This is a genomic window from Kitasatospora sp. SUK 42, assembly GCF_015776785.2.
Classification (GTDB): domain Bacteria; phylum Actinomycetota; class Actinomycetes; order Streptomycetales; family Streptomycetaceae; genus Kitasatospora.
Genome location: NZ_LFMD02000007.1, coordinates 1,346,615 through 1,361,321, shown reverse-complemented (window position 1 = coordinate 1,361,321; position 14,707 = coordinate 1,346,615). Strand labels below are relative to the sequence as shown.

10 protein-coding genes are annotated in these 14,707 nt (G+C 72.1%); 1 reads left to right on the top strand and 9 read right to left on the bottom strand.

Annotated elements, in window-relative coordinates:
• Positions 1-27: 27 nt before the first annotated feature.
• The 4 genes from RZ50_RS27590 to RZ50_RS27575 form a co-directional block, all read right to left on the bottom strand.
• Positions 28-990, bottom strand: coding sequence for an enediyne biosynthesis protein (locus RZ50_RS27590; protein WP_254803075.1), 963 nt, complete (start codon positions 988-990; stop codon positions 28-30).
• A complete protein-coding gene (locus RZ50_RS27585; RefSeq protein ID WP_196948209.1) occupies positions 987-2,924 on the bottom strand; it encodes a CRTAC1 family protein in 1,938 nt (645 codons plus the stop codon). The genes RZ50_RS27590 and RZ50_RS27585 overlap by 4 nt, the downstream gene beginning before the upstream one ends.
• Positions 2,925-3,021: 97 nt before the next feature.
• Entirely contained in the window at positions 3,022-4,086 is a 1,065-nt protein-coding gene (locus RZ50_RS27580) for a glucose-1-phosphate thymidylyltransferase (RefSeq protein WP_196948208.1), read from the bottom strand.
• Between the two features lie 20 nt (positions 4,087-4,106).
• Positions 4,107-5,492: an NDP-hexose 2,3-dehydratase family protein gene (locus tag RZ50_RS27575; protein ID WP_196948207.1), complete on the bottom strand. Its 1,386-nt coding sequence runs from the start codon at positions 5,490-5,492 to the stop codon at positions 4,107-4,109.
• A gap of 186 nt (positions 5,493-5,678) precedes the next feature.
• Here RZ50_RS27575 and RZ50_RS27570 point away from each other — a divergent pair, with 186 nt between their 5' ends.
• Positions 5,679-8,693 carry a ThuA domain-containing protein gene (locus RZ50_RS27570; protein ID WP_196948206.1) on the top strand — a complete coding sequence of 1,005 codons (3,015 nt, stop codon included), beginning with the start codon at positions 5,679-5,681 and terminating at the stop codon, positions 8,691-8,693.
• A gap of 65 nt (positions 8,694-8,758) precedes the next feature.
• Here RZ50_RS27570 and RZ50_RS27565 read toward each other — a convergent pair whose 3' ends face one another.
• From RZ50_RS27565 to RZ50_RS27545, 5 genes are all read right to left on the bottom strand, one after another.
• Positions 8,759-10,081 carry a nucleotide disphospho-sugar-binding domain-containing protein gene (locus RZ50_RS27565; protein WP_196948205.1) on the bottom strand — a complete coding sequence of 441 codons (1,323 nt, stop codon included), beginning with the start codon at positions 10,079-10,081 and terminating at the stop codon, positions 8,759-8,761.
• A gap of 42 nt (positions 10,082-10,123) precedes the next feature.
• The gene (locus RZ50_RS27560; RefSeq protein ID WP_196948204.1) at positions 10,124-11,140 is read right to left on the bottom strand and encodes an alcohol dehydrogenase catalytic domain-containing protein; all 1,017 of its coding nucleotides are present in this window, start codon (positions 11,138-11,140) and stop codon (positions 10,124-10,126) included.
• A 5-nt stretch (positions 11,141-11,145) separates the two neighbouring features.
• Positions 11,146-11,925 carry a DUF2306 domain-containing protein gene (locus RZ50_RS27555; RefSeq protein ID WP_196948203.1) on the bottom strand — a complete coding sequence of 260 codons (780 nt, stop codon included), beginning with the start codon at positions 11,923-11,925 and terminating at the stop codon, positions 11,146-11,148.
• A gap of 38 nt (positions 11,926-11,963) precedes the next feature.
• The gene (locus tag RZ50_RS27550; RefSeq protein WP_196948202.1) at positions 11,964-13,145 is read right to left on the bottom strand and encodes an acyl-CoA dehydrogenase family protein; all 1,182 of its coding nucleotides are present in this window, start codon (positions 13,143-13,145) and stop codon (positions 11,964-11,966) included.
• Positions 13,146-13,266: 121 nt separating this feature from the next.
• Entirely contained in the window at positions 13,267-14,247 is a 981-nt protein-coding gene (locus tag RZ50_RS27545) for a nitroreductase family protein (RefSeq protein ID WP_196948201.1), read from the bottom strand.
• Between the last annotated feature and the right edge of the window lie 460 nt (positions 14,248-14,707).

Below are 14,707 nucleotides of genomic sequence, written 5' to 3'. Positions count from 1 at the left end.
GTCGGCGCCACAAGCCCCTTCGACGGATCAGGCCGCGACCGCCCCGGCCTCCGCCTTCGGCAGCCTGGCGGCCGCCTCGTCGGCGGCCGCCGCGCCGACGACGCGCGCCTGCCGGGACCGGTTGATCAGGTGCGCCACCCACCAGCCGAGCCCGCGCAGCCCACAGACGATCGTGGTCGCGAAGAACAGCGTGTAGACGACGTTGAACTGCATGAGGATCGCGTACACGAAGGCGACCGAGGAGCCGAACATGAACTGCGCCCGGCCCTTCATCGGCGTCGTCCCCGGGTCGGAGATCATGTAGTTGGTGAACAGCACGAAGGCGACACCGGTCATCGCACCGAGCGCGGAGAACAGCGCGACGTCCCAGATCCAGTGCCGGATGAAGGCCTGGATGGCGAAGGCGCCGAGCCAGCCCACGATCAGCGGGGTCCGCTTGGTGAGCAGGGCGTTGATCACCGTTCCGGCCGTGGCGATGATCAGCGGGATCATCACCCGGAAGAAGGTGTTCGCGTTCTCCGTGAACTCGTACGGCGGCGCGATGCTGAACCAGGAGCCGAAGCACACCAGCGACATCGTGATGCCGAAGTTCGACGGGTTCATGAAGTGCCGCATCCGGCCCGCGATCGGGGCCTGCAACGCGTGCTTCCCGCCGACGCCGATGACCACGCCGAAGAACAGCGGCAGCAGCTGGTTGTTGCCGTAGGTCAACATGTTGACGGCCAGGGCCGTGATGTGCGCCGGCAGCAGGAACTCGTACAGCCCGCGGAAGCCGTTCCCCCGGAAGCGGGGGGCGCGCCGCTGGGCCCAGGCGCTGACCAGCTCGAAGCAGATCTCACAGGTGTAGGCGGTGGCCACCGCGATGAACGGCCACAGCCACGGCTGCTCGAAGCCCAGCAGGGTGTAGCCGAAGGCGTTGAACACGCTGATCGAGATCGCGAAGTTGCGCAGGGCGAGGTACCTGGGGTCCTTCGCCTTGGTGGCTGTCATCGGCTCGAAACCTCCTGGACGTCGCTGCTCAGCATGAGGGAGTGGCGGCCGGCGGTGAGCTGCTGCGTCTTCTCGTGCTGCGCGCCGCTCGCGTCCCGCCACCTCAGGTTGACGGTGACCGGCCCCTGGTAGGAGCCGAGCCCGAAGCGCACGTCGAAGCTGCGGAAGCCGCTGTGGCCGCCGCCACCGTCGAGCTGGGAGATCTGGGTGCCGTCCGGGGTGGTGACCTTCACCGTGGTGCCGTACGCGGGCACGCCGGTGTTCACCAGGCCCTGGCCCGCGCCGGCGCCGTCCGCGAGCGGCCGGAACAGGTTCAGGTTCAGGTAGTTGCCCCGGTTCGGCGAGGTGTTGCAGTAGAAGGCGGGCGGCCCCCACTGGCGGGCCACGGCGAAGTCCAGCGCGCCGGTGCCGGTGGTGTCGCCGGTGGCGATGGCCCGGGTCGGGGTCTTCACCGCGATGCCCAGGTCCTCGCTGATGTTGACGAACTTGCCGCTGGGGCTCTTCGCGTAGAAGGCGATCGCCTCGTCACCGGCGATGTCGTCGCCCGGCTGGACGTTGGGCCACATCGCCGGGTTGGAGAGCAGGTCGTCGTTGGTCATGGCCATCTCCTGCAGCCACGGCCAGCGGTCGATGTTGCCCTTGACGAACCCGTCGGACTGGAGGATGGAGAGGTCCCCGTTGTTGAGGAAGTCGCCCATCTTGGTGTCCCAGCCCCAGCCGGTCCAGGCCACGCCGTGCTCCTGGGCCTGCTGGGTGAACGGCGCGACGCCCGCGTCGAGCTTGCGCCGCATCTCGTCCTCGTCCTTCGCCTGGTTGATCCAGAGGAAGTTGCTCTCCTCCAGGCCCCAGGCGACGGTGATGTTGCTGACCATCATGTCGTACTTGCCGGTGCGGCGGAGGTCGCCGAAGTCGACGCCCATGCCCTTGAACGAACCGTTGCCCAGGATGAAGGACTTGGGCGTGGTCGGGGTGCGTTCGCCCTTGGCCTCGGTGAAGCGGATCTTCCCGGGCGTCGACCGGTTGTACAGCAGGTGCGCGTGGCCGAAGTCGTTGGCGATGTACAGGTCGGGCAGGCCCTCGCCGGTCAGGTCCGCACCCGAGATGGCCAGCGTCCAGCCCGTCGACGCGTCGTACGGGATGGCGTCCTTCTCCTCGATGTACGAGGCCGTCGGCTCCGTGCCCGCCGTCCCGCCGTACCAGCGCAGGACGTGGTCGCCGCCCGCGTTCTTGGCGCTGGACAGCGAGTCGTTCATCACCACGTTCTTCAGGCCGTTCGGGTCGAGCACGTCCGAGTCGGGGAAGTAGTTGCCGATGACGATCGAGGGGTGGCCGGTGCCGTCGAGGTCGCCCACGTAGGCGGCGTCGGTGTTCCAGCGCGGGCCGTGGTACTTGCCGTCGATGGACTGCGAGGGCAGCAGCTCCCTCGGCACGTAGGCGCTCGCCGAGGGCGTGGTGGCGTCCGACTTCGCCATGAACAGGATCGGCGTGCGGCCCCAGTACGTCACCAGGAAGTCCGTCCGGCCGTCCCCGTTGAAGTCCCCGGGGGTGCAGCCGGTGGGCGCCATGGCGTCGTCCATCGGCAGCGGCGCGCCGTCGAGCACGAAGGGCGTGAACCTGTCGGCCGGCCGGGCGGTCGGTGTGTAGGTCACCACCACGCTGTTGGTGCGGGTGTCCACGATGCACATGCCGTCGGCCACGCCGTGGCCGGTGACATCGTTGATCGCGATGCTGGCCCCGACCGAGGAGATCCACGAACGGATCTTCTGGTACGCCGGGTTGACCACCCGGACGGTGTTCATCGGCTTCTGCTCGTAGCCGGGCGGCATGGCGATGGGCATCTCCTTGAAGCCGTACTGCTTCGCCACCTCGTCACCCCCCGGCGCCGCGACCGAGGCACGTGCGGCGAAGAAGAGCGAGGCGGCCACCAAAATCACCACCAGGCCAGGTATCAGTCTGCGGAATCGCTCACGGTACGCCACCAAATTCCACCCTTCTGTGGGGATCAACAGGGCCTGTCTTCTCGCGGTTCGCTCAGGGGAGCTGAACCTTGCTGTGGTCTCCGAGGACCAGCCGGTGCGCGGCGGCCACCCGCGGGGCGGGTGTCACCTCGACGTTGCGTCCGATGATCGAGGCGTGCACCCGGCGGGCGCCGCGCACCGAGGAGCCGTCCAGGACGATCGAGAACTCGATCTCGCTGTCGGTGATCCGGCAGTCGCGGGAGATCGAGGTGAACGGGCCGACGTAGGAGCCGGAGACCACGGTGTCCGGTCCGATCACGGCGGGGCCGACGATGCGCGAGCCGGTGACCCGGGCCCCGCGCTCGATCCGCACCCGTCCGACCAGCTCGCTCTCCGCGTCGACCTCTCCGTCGACCCGCGCCTCGGTCTGCTCCAGGACGGCCCGGTTGACCTCCAGCATGTCGGCGACGCTCCCGGTGTCCTTCCAGTAGCCGGAGAGCAGGCCGGCCCGGACGTCGTGCCGCTGGTCGATCAGCCACTGCAAGGCGTGGGTGATCTCCAGTTCGCCGCGTGCCGAGGGCTCGATGGCCCGTACGGCCTCGTGCACGGCGGCAGTGAACAGGTAGACACCGACCAGGGCCAGGTCGCTCCTGGGTTCGGCGGGTTTCTCCTCCAGGGCCACCACCCGTCCGTCGGGCCCGAGTTCGGCCACGCCGAAGGCCCGCGGGTCGGCGACCCTGGTGACCGCGACCTGCGCGTCCGGCCGCCGCGCCCGGAACTCGTCGACGAGGCCGGTCATGCCGCCGCCGATGAAGTTGTCGCCGAGGTACATCAGGAAGTCGTCGTCGCCGAGGTACTCCCGGGCGATCAGCACGGCGTGGGCCAGGCCCAGCGGCGCGGTCTGCGGGATGTACGTCACCTTCAGGCCGAAGGTGGAGCCGTCGCCGACCGCCTCCCTGATCTCCTCGGCGGTGTCCCCGACGATGATGCCGACCTCGGTGATGCCCGCCTCGGCGATCGCCTCCAGGCCGTAGAAGAGCACCGGCTTGTTGGCCACCGGCACCAGCTGCTTGGCGGAGGTGTGGGTGAAGGGGCGCAGCCGGGTGCCGGCCCCGCCGGAGAGCACGAGGGCCTTCAGGGCCCGCGGCTGGTTCCCGCTCACAGCTCGACCGCTCCGGAGTTGATGACCGACAGCAGGGTCCGGCCCTGGACGTTGACGTAACGCCCGTGCCGGACCAGCGAGTTCAGCTGCCCCGGGGTGACCCAGAGGTAGCCCGCCGGCGGCTGGGCCGGCGCCTGCTCCTCGTCGGCCTCGATGATGAGGTAGCGGCTGACCGCGTTGAAGAACCGGCCGCCCTCCTCCGAGTGCAGGGCGTCGTAGCGGATCCGGCCGGGCTCGATGTCCATCACCAGCTCCTGGAAGCGGGGGCGGCTCATCGCCGGCAGGTGCGCGTAGTGCTCCGGGGTGAACTGGACGGTCGGCCCGAGTTCGACGGTGTCCCGGAAGCCGGCCTCCACCCGGGAGTGGACCAGCACGTGGGGGACGCCCTGGAAGCGCCGGACCACGAAGGCGACGATGCCGCGCGCCCGGGGCTCGAACAGCGGCTGGGTCCAGCCGGTCACCTCCCGGTTGCCCGCCTCCACCGACACGGCCATCACCCGGAAGTACCGGCTGAGTTCGTGGTCGATGGAGCTCTCGCCGCGCTCCCAGCCCTGCAACGGGGACAGCGGGATCCGCTGGACCCGGACGTCGTGCCGGGAGCGCTCGAAGGTGAACCAGGACAGCAGGTCGATGTCGGAGTGCATCACGCCGGCCTCCGCGTGCGCGGTCGGGGCGCAGGCGAGCACGGTGCGCGCGTCCATGTTCACGACGTTGTCGCGGCGCAGCAGTTCGCCGATCTGACCGAGCGTCAGCCAGCAGAAGTCCTCGCCGACCGGCACGTCCTCGTCCACTTCGACGATCATGTTGCGGTTGGACTTCAGGAAGAACCACGCGCCGTGTTCGGACTGGAGCACGTCGACCAGCACCCGGCTGCGGTTGCGGTCGGTGAAGTAGTCGAGGTACTTGACGTCGGCGCCCCGGTGCACCTTGGTGTAGTTGCTGCGGGTGGCCTGGACGGTCGGCGACAGCTGCAACAGGTTGGGATTGCCCGGTTCCATCTTCGCCTGCATCAGGAAGTGCAGGACCCCGTCGAATTCCTTCGCCAGGATGCCGAGGATGCCGACCTCGGGCTGGACGATGATGGGTTGCTGCCATTCCGGGAACGGGCCGTTGCCGACCACGATGTGAAGTCCCTCGACGGTGAAGAATCTTCCACTGCGGTGGGCGATATTCCCGGTCCCCTCTTCGAAGGACCAGCCCTCCAACGCGTTGAACGGAATCCGGTCGACCCGGAACCGGTTGGCCGACCTGCGCCCGGCGAACCATCCGGAGAACTCCGCCGTGGACATACCCGCACCGGCATCCCTCATGGCTGCGGACCGGGAGAATCGCCCCGGTAGCGCGGTGTCCTCGCGCACGGACAGCAGAGTCTGATGAGCCATGGATCTGCCTCCATTGGAAACAGCGACTTCGTATCCGATGCCATCAATGTGCCCGAGACGTATCCGCGGGTGCTTCTCCCTGAATGCGAACCTCGGGGGGGAACCGCGCACGCTCGAAGGTGCGTGAGCGTGCCCGGACCGGCTAGAACCGGGTGCAGGAACCACCGACGCGCGAGGAGGACCGGAGTGCCGGCGACCAACAGGATCCTGATCTTTCATCAGACCGCACCCAATCTGCGACACGCCTCGATCGAGTACGGCATCGCGGCCATCGAGGAATTGGGCGCCGAACACGGATTCACCGTGGAACAGACCCAGGATTCGGCCGCGTTCACCGACGCGAACCTGGTGCGGTTCGACGCGGTGGTCTGGCTGAACACCATCGGCGTCGTATTCGACGAACGGCAGCGGGCCGCGTTCCGCCGCTATGTCACCGGTGGCGGCGGCTGGGTGGGGGTGCACGGCCCGGCCGGGCAGGAGAACAACTGGCCTTGGTACTACGACGAGTTGGTCGGCACCTACATCAGGTCGCTGCCGCGCGGACCGGGTTTTCCGGAAACCCAGGAGGCGATCGTCCGGGTCGTGGACGACCGGCACGTCTCGACCGAACACCTGCCGGGGGAATGGAAGTTCGCCGAGGAGTGGTGGAACTTCTACGAGTCACCGCGCCAGCGCGTGCACGTCCTCGCGACCCTGGACGAGGCCAGCTACAACCCCGGTTTCGGGCCGATGGGCGACGACCATCCGATCGCCTGGTGCCACCGGGTCGGCGCGGGGCGTGCCTGGTACACGAACCTCGGCCACAGCATCGAGAGTTATGCCGATCCCGCGTTCCGTCAACACCTCTGCGGCGGAATCCTGTTCGCGATGGGCCGGGACACCGGCGGCTGGACGGGGCCGGCCACCGAGCCGGACGGCGACTTCGAGCGGGTGCCGCTCGCCGAGGGCCCGGACGACCTGGGCGAGCCGACCGCCATGGCCGTCCTGCCGGACCGCCGGGTGCTGCACGCGGCGCGCGACGGCGTGGTCCGGCTGACGTCTCCGGACGGCGTCACCACGACGGCCGCCCGGCTGCCCGTGTACACCCACGGCGGGGACGGCCTCCTCGCCGTCGCCGTCGACCCCCACTTCACCGCCAACGACTGGGTCTACCTGTACTACGCGCCGACGCTGGACACCCCGCCCGGCGCCGCCCCCGAGGAGGGCTCCGAGGCGGACTTCCGGCCGTTCGTCGGCCACCACCAGCTCTCCCGGGTGCCGCTGACCACCATCGGCACCCTGGACCTCACCCGGGAGCAGCGGATCCTGACCGTCCCGGCCGACCGGGGCGCGGTGACCAACCTGGGCGGCCGCATCGGCTTCGACGCCGACGGGAACCTGCTGCTCTCGACCGGCGACAACAGCTCCCCGTTCACCTTCGACGGCTTCTCCCCCGCCGACGGACGCCCCGGGCGCGCCCCGGTCTTCGACGCCCGGCGCACCTCGGCCAACACCGACGACCTGCGCGGGAAGCTGCTGCGCATCGCCGTGCAGCCCGACGGCGGCTACCGGATCCCGGCCGGGAACCTGTTCGCCCCCGGCACGGCGTCGACCCGCCCGGAGATCTACGCCATGGGCCTGCGCAACCCCGCCCGCTTCTCGGTGGACACCGCGACCGGCCGGATCCTCCTCGGCGACCACGGCCCGGACACCGGCGCCGGGCAGCCGGAGCGCGGCCCCGGCGGGCGGGCCCGGTTCCTGCTGATCACCGGGCCGGGCAACTACGGCTGGCCGTACGCCGCGACGGTGAACGACAGCCCGCGCAACACCGGGCTGGCGCAGCTGCCGCCGCTCGCCCCGGACTGGATCGGCTACGACTCCGACGCCGAGGGCGCGTTCGAGGCCCGCAAGGGGGGAGCCTCGCCGATGGGCGGCCCCGTCTACCGCTTCGACGCGGACCTGTCGTCCGACGCCCGGTTCCCGGCGGAGTACGACGGCCGGTTCTTCGGCTACGAGCGCGAGCGCGGGTGGATCAAGGAGATCGCCGTCGAGGCGGACGGCCGCCCCGGAGAGATCCGTCCGTTCCTCGGCTCGCTGGCGCCGGCCGAACCGGTGGACGTCGACTTCGGCCCGGACGGCGCGCTGTACGTCCTGGACGCGGGCGGCCGCACCGGCGCACCGGCGCTGTACCGGATCGACCACACCGGCGGCACCCACGCGCCGACGGCGGTGGTGACCGCGAGCGCCACCAGCGGTCCGGTGCCGCTGGAGGTGGAGTTCTCCCCCGCCGGCAGCCACGGCCCCGGCGGCGGGGAGCTGAGCTACTTCTGGGATCCGGGCCTGGGCGGCGGCGCGGCCGGCTCCAGCGGTCCGGAGCCGGTGCGGTTCCGGTACACGAAGCCGGGCGTGCACACCGCGGTGCTGACGGTCGTCGACCCGGTCGGCCGCACGGCGACCGCGAACGTCACCGTCACGGCGGGCGCGACCAGGCCCGAGCCGGTCTTCACCGAGCCCGTCGAGGGGCGGCTGTTCCGCTTCGGCGGCACCGTCCCGTACGCGGTCGCGGTACCCGACGCCGACGGCGCCCCGGCGCCGGTCGACCCGTCGACGGTCGTGGTGGAGTTCGCGCTCGGCCGCATGGTGGACGGCGTGCCCGTGGTCGACGGCCCGGTGCTGGCCACCGCCACCGGCGCCTCGGGCGAGCTGACCGTCCCGGCGGGGGCCGCGGACACCGGCCGGATCGGGATCCTCACCGCCCGGGTCACCCGCCCGGGCTCCGGCGCGGTGCCGCCGCTGACCGGTGCGGCGCACCGCGTCCTGCAGCCCGCGCTGCGGTCGGCGGTCTCCTTCGACGAGTCGTTCGGCGTGCGGGCGCTGCCGTACGCCGACGCGGACGGCGGCTCCCGGCTGGGCGGCATCGGGGGCTGGGACTGGATCAAGTTCGACCCGGTCAACCTCGCGGGCGTCACCGGGATCGGCCTCCGGGTGTCCTCCACCGGCGCGGGCGGCGTGATCGAGGTGCAGTCGCACGTGACCGGGGGCCCGGTCGTGGTGTCGGTCGAGGTGCCCGACACGGGAGGCCTGGACCGCTACGTCGAGCTGCCGGTCGCGCCCGTCACCGACCCGGGCGGGACGGAGCCGCTGTACCTGGTGTTCCGCTCCCCGCGCTCCGGCCTCTTCACCGTGGACACGATCGGCTTCCACGGCCCGGAGCTGGACTGACGGCATGAGAGCGGCGCCGGACCGGTGGAAGCCCACCGGTCCGGCGCCGTTCTGGTCGTCCGACCCTAACGCCGGGTCCTGTTCCGTTCGGTGAGCGCCTCCAGCATCGGCACCAGCTGCTGCGGGCTCGGCGCCGACAGCCAGTCCTGCTGCACCCGCTCGGCGCCCGCCCGGTAGGCCGGGTCCTCGACGACCTGGAGCAGCTGCTTGCGCAGGTCCGCCACCGAGGTGCCGGCGCGCTCCATGGCGATGCCGGAGCCGGTCGCGGTCAGGTACGCCCCGGAGATCGGCGAGGCGATGCCCCACCGCTCGACCGGGACGAACTGCGGGACGGCGTAGGGCACCGCGGACACCCAGGTGCCGAGGCCGCCGTGGTGGATCAGCGCCGAGCAGGTCGGCAGGAGCAGGTCGAGCGGGACGTAGTCGACGGTGCGGACGTTGTCCGGGATGTTGCTCTGCCGGGACAGCTGGTCGGCGTTGAGCGTGGCGACCAGTTCCACGTCCGCGTCCGCGACGGCCTCGAAGACGTCCGAGATGAGCCGGCCGATCCCGATCGAGAGGTCGTCCTCGCCCTTGCCGAACTGCCGCATGGACGCGCCCAGGCACAGCGCCACCCGCGGCCGCGCCGGGGGTTCGAGCAGCCAGTCCGGAACGGGCGCGGCGCCGTTGAACGGCACCCAGCGCATCGAGATCCGCGACCGCGACGAGGGCAGCCGCATCGTCGTGGGGGTCGGGTCGATGGTCCACTGCCCGAAGAGCAGCTCGTCGTCGACCTCGACGCCGCAGTGCTCGGCGACCGGCCGCACGTACGCGGCGATCGGGTCCTCGCCGAGCTCCGAGCCCGGCAGGGCCTTCCGCTCCGCCCACCGGTCGCTGGCCCAGGCGAACGGGTCCTGGCCCCACAGCACCCGGGCCTGGGCCGCGCCGACGACCCGCGCGGCCACCGCGGCGGACGGCCAGCACGGCTCCCACAGCACGAGGTCCGGCTGCCAGCTCCTGGCGAAGGCGACCAGGTCGTCGACCGCGGAGACCTCGACGGCGGTGGCCGCGTCGGCGGGGTGGAAGTTCCACACGCAGGGCAGCAGGAACTGCCGGAAGAACTCCCAGGTGAACCGGTCGGTCGGATCGTCGCCCGCCAGCGCGTCGACGAGGTCCGCCATGGCCTCGGCCGGGCGGCGCAGGTCCGGGTTGCCCGGCCCCATCGGGACCGGCATCCGGTCCGGGTCGCCGAGCGCGACCGCGGACAGGCCGGTCGCGGTGATCTCCCCGCTGAGCGCGGGCGTCGAGACGACGCGGACCTCGTGGCCCGCGCTCTTGAGCGCCCACGCGAGCGTGACCATGGGATGCAGGTGGGCGGTGGCCGGCCAACAGGCCAGTATGACGCGCATGGTCGTTACCCCAATCTGTAGTTGACACCCTGCGGGCGGCCTTCAGTAGCCGACCACCGCGCGGAACCGCACCTGCCCGGCCGCGACCCGTTCGGCGGCCTCGGCGGCCCGGTCGGCCTCGAAGACCTCGGTCATCGCGACGCAGCGGCCGGCCGCGGCCAGTTCGAGCAGTTCGGCCAGCCGGGCGGGGCCGTTGTGCGTGGAGCCGATGATCCGGTGCCGCTGGGCGAAGAACGGCCGTGCGGGCGACAGGTCGAAGCCGCCGCCCGCGTCGAGCCCGCTGAGCACCAGCCGGCCGTCGGTCCGCAGGCCGCGCAGGCTGTCCGAGGCGGCCCGGTAGGAGCTGCCGGTGGCCAGGACGACGTCGGCGCCGCCCGCCGCGCGCAGCCCGGCGCCGTCCGCGACCACCAGGTCCGCCCCCAACTCCCTTGCCACGTCGTGCTTGTCGGGCGAGTGGGTGATGGCGACGGCCTCCAGCCCGCAGGCCTTGGCGAGTTGCAGCGCGAGGTGGCCGACCGCGCCGATGCCGAGCACGGCGACGCGCTCGTGCGGGCGGGCGTCGGCGGCGCTCAGCGCGCTCCAGGCGGTGTAGCCGGCGCACATCATCGGCGCCGCCTGCTCGTACGACAGTCCGTCGGGGAGCAGGACGGTGGCGGCCGCCGGGGCGACCAGGTACTCGGCGAGCCCGCCCTGGGCGGTGAACCCGGTGGTCACCGGCGCCTCGCAGTTGAGCGCGGTCTGCCCGGTGGGCGGCAGGCCGCGGCGGCAGTAGGCGCAGCGACCGCAGCCGGCCTGCACCCAGGTGACGCCCACCCGGTCGCCCTCCCGGCGGGCGGTGACCCCGGCGCCGACCTCGACGACCTCGCCGACCGGCTCGTGCCCGGGCACGGCCGGGTCGGTCGTCGGGAACGGCAGCACGCCCCTGGACGCCAGGACGTCGTTGACGCAGATCCCGCAGGCCCGGACCCGGATCAGGACCTCCCCCGGCCCCGGGTGGGGCCGGGGGATCTCCTTGGTCGCCCAGGCGGCACCGACGCCCGGGACCACCGTCGCCCGCATGGCCGTCACGACTCCGGGAGCGCGAGTGCGTCGGGCGCCGCCGCCGCCACGCTCCTGACCAGCTTCGCCAGCTCGGCGAGGTCCTCGATCTCCACGAGCTCGGTGACGTTCGCGAGTTCGGCGAGCTTGGCGAGGTCCGCCGCGGACGGCTTCGTCCGGTCCAGCCACCACTGGGCGCCGAGCAGGTTCAGCAGGATGCCGATCCAGCTGGCGGTCTCCAGGATCTTCGGGAACCAGGAGGGCTTGAAGTTGGGCAGGTGCGGCAGGGTCAGCAGCATCACCCGGCCCTCGATGATCTGCATGCACAGCGCGAAGCTGTACACCATCCAGCGCCGGTGGTCGTCGTACCGGTGCTGCCGCGCCGCGCGGTAGCCCGCGACGGTGCTGCCCATCCACAGCACCGAGCCGAGCCCGTTGCCGACCGGCCCCGAGGCGAGCGGGGTGATCACCAGCGCGGTGATGCCGGACGGGATGACGCCGCCGAACACGTAGGCGCGGCCCAGGAACCGGTGCAGCCCCGGGTAGTTCTCGCGCAGCGCCGGCCACAGCTGGAAGGGCACGGTGGCCATCGCGATCGTGCCGGTCGCGACGTGCGCGACCAGCATCGGGTAGTGCCACTTGAGGTCCGTGCGGAGGTTGGGCAGCCGCGCCTTCTTCGGGTCGCCCGTCAGGTAGGGCGGGACGAAGTACGCGATGAAGGAATCGGCCACGACCATCGCCGGGAGCACCCAGGGGCGGCGCACCCCCGAGGCGATGGCCGGCAGCCACTTCTTCAGGATCTTCACGTGATCATCTCCAGGGTCGGTACCTGCGGCGGAACCCGTCAGATGTAGAAGGAGTTGGGCTCCAGGCCGCTGAGCACCCGCCCGTACAGCTCGTACGCGGTCTGGGGGTACATCAGCGCGTGCAGGTTGATCGCCTGGATGTTGCGCGCGACGCGCTGGATCGGCGCCGTCTCGTAGATCGAGGAGCCGCCGCTGGCGCCGGCGAGGAGGTCCACCGCCTCCTTGGCCAGCTGGCAGACCGCGCCCACGTCGGCCCGGGCCCGGACCCTCTCCTCAAGCGTCCAGCTCTCGCCGCTGACGCCCTTGGCGTCCAGCAGGTCCGCGGTGCGGCGCCCGTGGAACTCCGCCGCGTCGGTCTTCAGCGCGGCCTCCGCCACCTGGAGGTGGGTGATCGGCGCCTCCCGCTGGGCCTCGTACGCGGTGTACGTGATCTTCCGGTTCGGCAGCCGCAGCATGAACTCGTCCCGGGCCGCCCGCGCGAGGCCGAGCGGCGTGCCGACGGAGGAGGCCGTGGCGACCCCGAGCAGCGGCGACCGGTACATCGGCGAGTCGGCGTTGGCGACCGAGGCGGACTGCCCCTGGAGGATCGCGCCGAGCGGGATCATCCGCGCCTCCGGCACGAACAGGTCCTGGGCGGCGGTGCTGACGCTGCCGGATCCGCGCAGGCCCGCGGCGTGCCAGTCGTCGACGATGGCCAGGTCCGACATCGGCACCAGCCCCATCAGCGGCTGCATGCCGCCGTCCGGGGTCGGCGACATGACGATGATCTCCTGCCAGTGGCTGTGCAGGGCGCCGCTGATGAAGCCCCACTGGCCGTTGACCGTGTAGCCGCCGTCGACCGGCGTCGCCATGCCGGTGGGGCTCAGCGTGCCGCAGAGCCGCACGTCGGGCGTGGAGAACACCTCGTCCTGGACCTCGTCCGGGAACATGCCCGCCATCCAGGTGGGGATCCACGAGACCTGCGTGGTCCACCCCACCGCGCCGTCGCCACGCGCCAGTTCGGCGCTCACGTCGACCATCGTCCGCGCGTCGGACTCGAAGCCGCCGTACCGCGCGGGCGTGCGCATCCGGTAGAAGCCGGCATCGGCCAGCGCCTCGACGACCTCGTCGTGCAGCCGGCGGTTCTGGTCCGACCACAGTGCGTGTTTCTGCAGAAGGGGAATCAACTTCGTGGCACGGTCGACGAGTTCTGCGCCGGTCGGCGCTTCGACGGTGGTCACCCTGGCCTCCTCGGGACATGAGAGCGCGGGAATTGGGCCGCCCCCTCATGGTGGTGATCCCGTACCGCGCACCGCATCTCCCGGATTGCCGTGATCAGCTCGCGGCCCGGGTCCCCGGCGTTCAGGAGGGGTCCAGCACCTCGCCCACCGGCAGGCGCGGGGTGGCGGCGCCCTCCGGGCCGTAGCCGAGGCGGATCAGGATCTGCACGTAGCCGGGGCCCTGGTGCGGGTCGCGGGCCTCCCAGCGCAGGTAGGGCCACTCCATGGCCTGGTGCAGCAGGGAGGCCCGGACGCCGTGGACGGTGGCGGCGAGCAGGACGTGCTCCAGGGCGAGACCGGCGCGCAGCCAGTCCGCGGGGGTGTCGTGCTCGGTGGTGAGGACGGCGAGGCGCGGCTCCGCCTCGAAGGGGGCGGGGGCCCGGTGCTCGGCGGCGTGGATGGCGGAGAAGTCGCGCATCGGCAGGCGCCCGGCCTGGTCCTGCGGGCCGAGCGCGTCGACCGGAATGCCGAACGGCGGCGTCTCGCCCGTGTGGATCCAGCTGCGGCTCTCGCCGCGCTGGGCGTCGTCGGTGACGTTGCGGCGCTCGGCCTCCGCGGTCAGTTCCAGCAGCCGGGCGGTCTCCTCGTGGTCGGGCAGGCGGAGCGTGGCGTCCTCGGCCCGGGCGGCCTCGACCAGCTCGTCGAGGACCGCCGGCGGGACGGGCTCCCCGGTGAACGGGGCGCGGCTGGAGTGGCGGCGCGGGATCGCCTCGTACAGCCGCTCGGTGCCGGGGGCGGGCGCGGCCGCCGGGGCGGCCAGCCCGACGGCGGCGAGGAGGTCCGGTTCAGCCGGGTCGGGCAGCAGCCGCACCTCGGGCGCCCGGCCGAGGTGGCGGGCGGCGACGCGCAGGTTGAGGACGGCCGCGCCGACGGAGAGGTGCAGCGCCCGGCCCTGCGGGTCGGCCGCCGGGACGGAGCGGCTGCGGTCCGCCCGGACCTCCAGGGTCGAGGTGTCCGGCCGGAGCCGGAAGCGCCAGGGCTGGCTGTTGTGGATCGAGGGCGCGGCCGCCGCCGCGGAGACGAGTTCCTCCACGGTGGCGGCGTCGAGGGCGCGGGTGGACATGGCCACCTCCTGGGGTCAGCCGGGCTGCCGGTCAGCCTCCACCGTGCCTCCGGGGGCCGGCGCGGCGCTTGGGCCGTTCGACTCAATCTCCGGGCCCGCCGCACGGGCCGCGCCGCTGCCGGGCGGCGCGGGCAGGTGACACCACCGATTCTGCGCGTCCGCGCGTCCGAGCGCACCGCGTCGGCCCCGGCCCCCGGGTTCCGCGCCCCGGCGAGCAGGCGCCGATCCGCCGAGCCTCCGGACACCCGGCGTCCCCCGGCCCCGGGAGGCGCCGATCCCCGCCAGTGCCGATACTGGGGCCGCAGGCGAGGCGGCCCCGGGGCCTGTCTTCAAACTCCCGTCGTCCGCCCGGAGGGCGGGCGGGGCGGCGTTGGGGTGCGTGCATCGCAAGGCGGAGGAGGGAGCCACTGCGGAGCATTGGCGACCGACGACAACGCGGCGAGGTGCGTGCCCCGGCGCC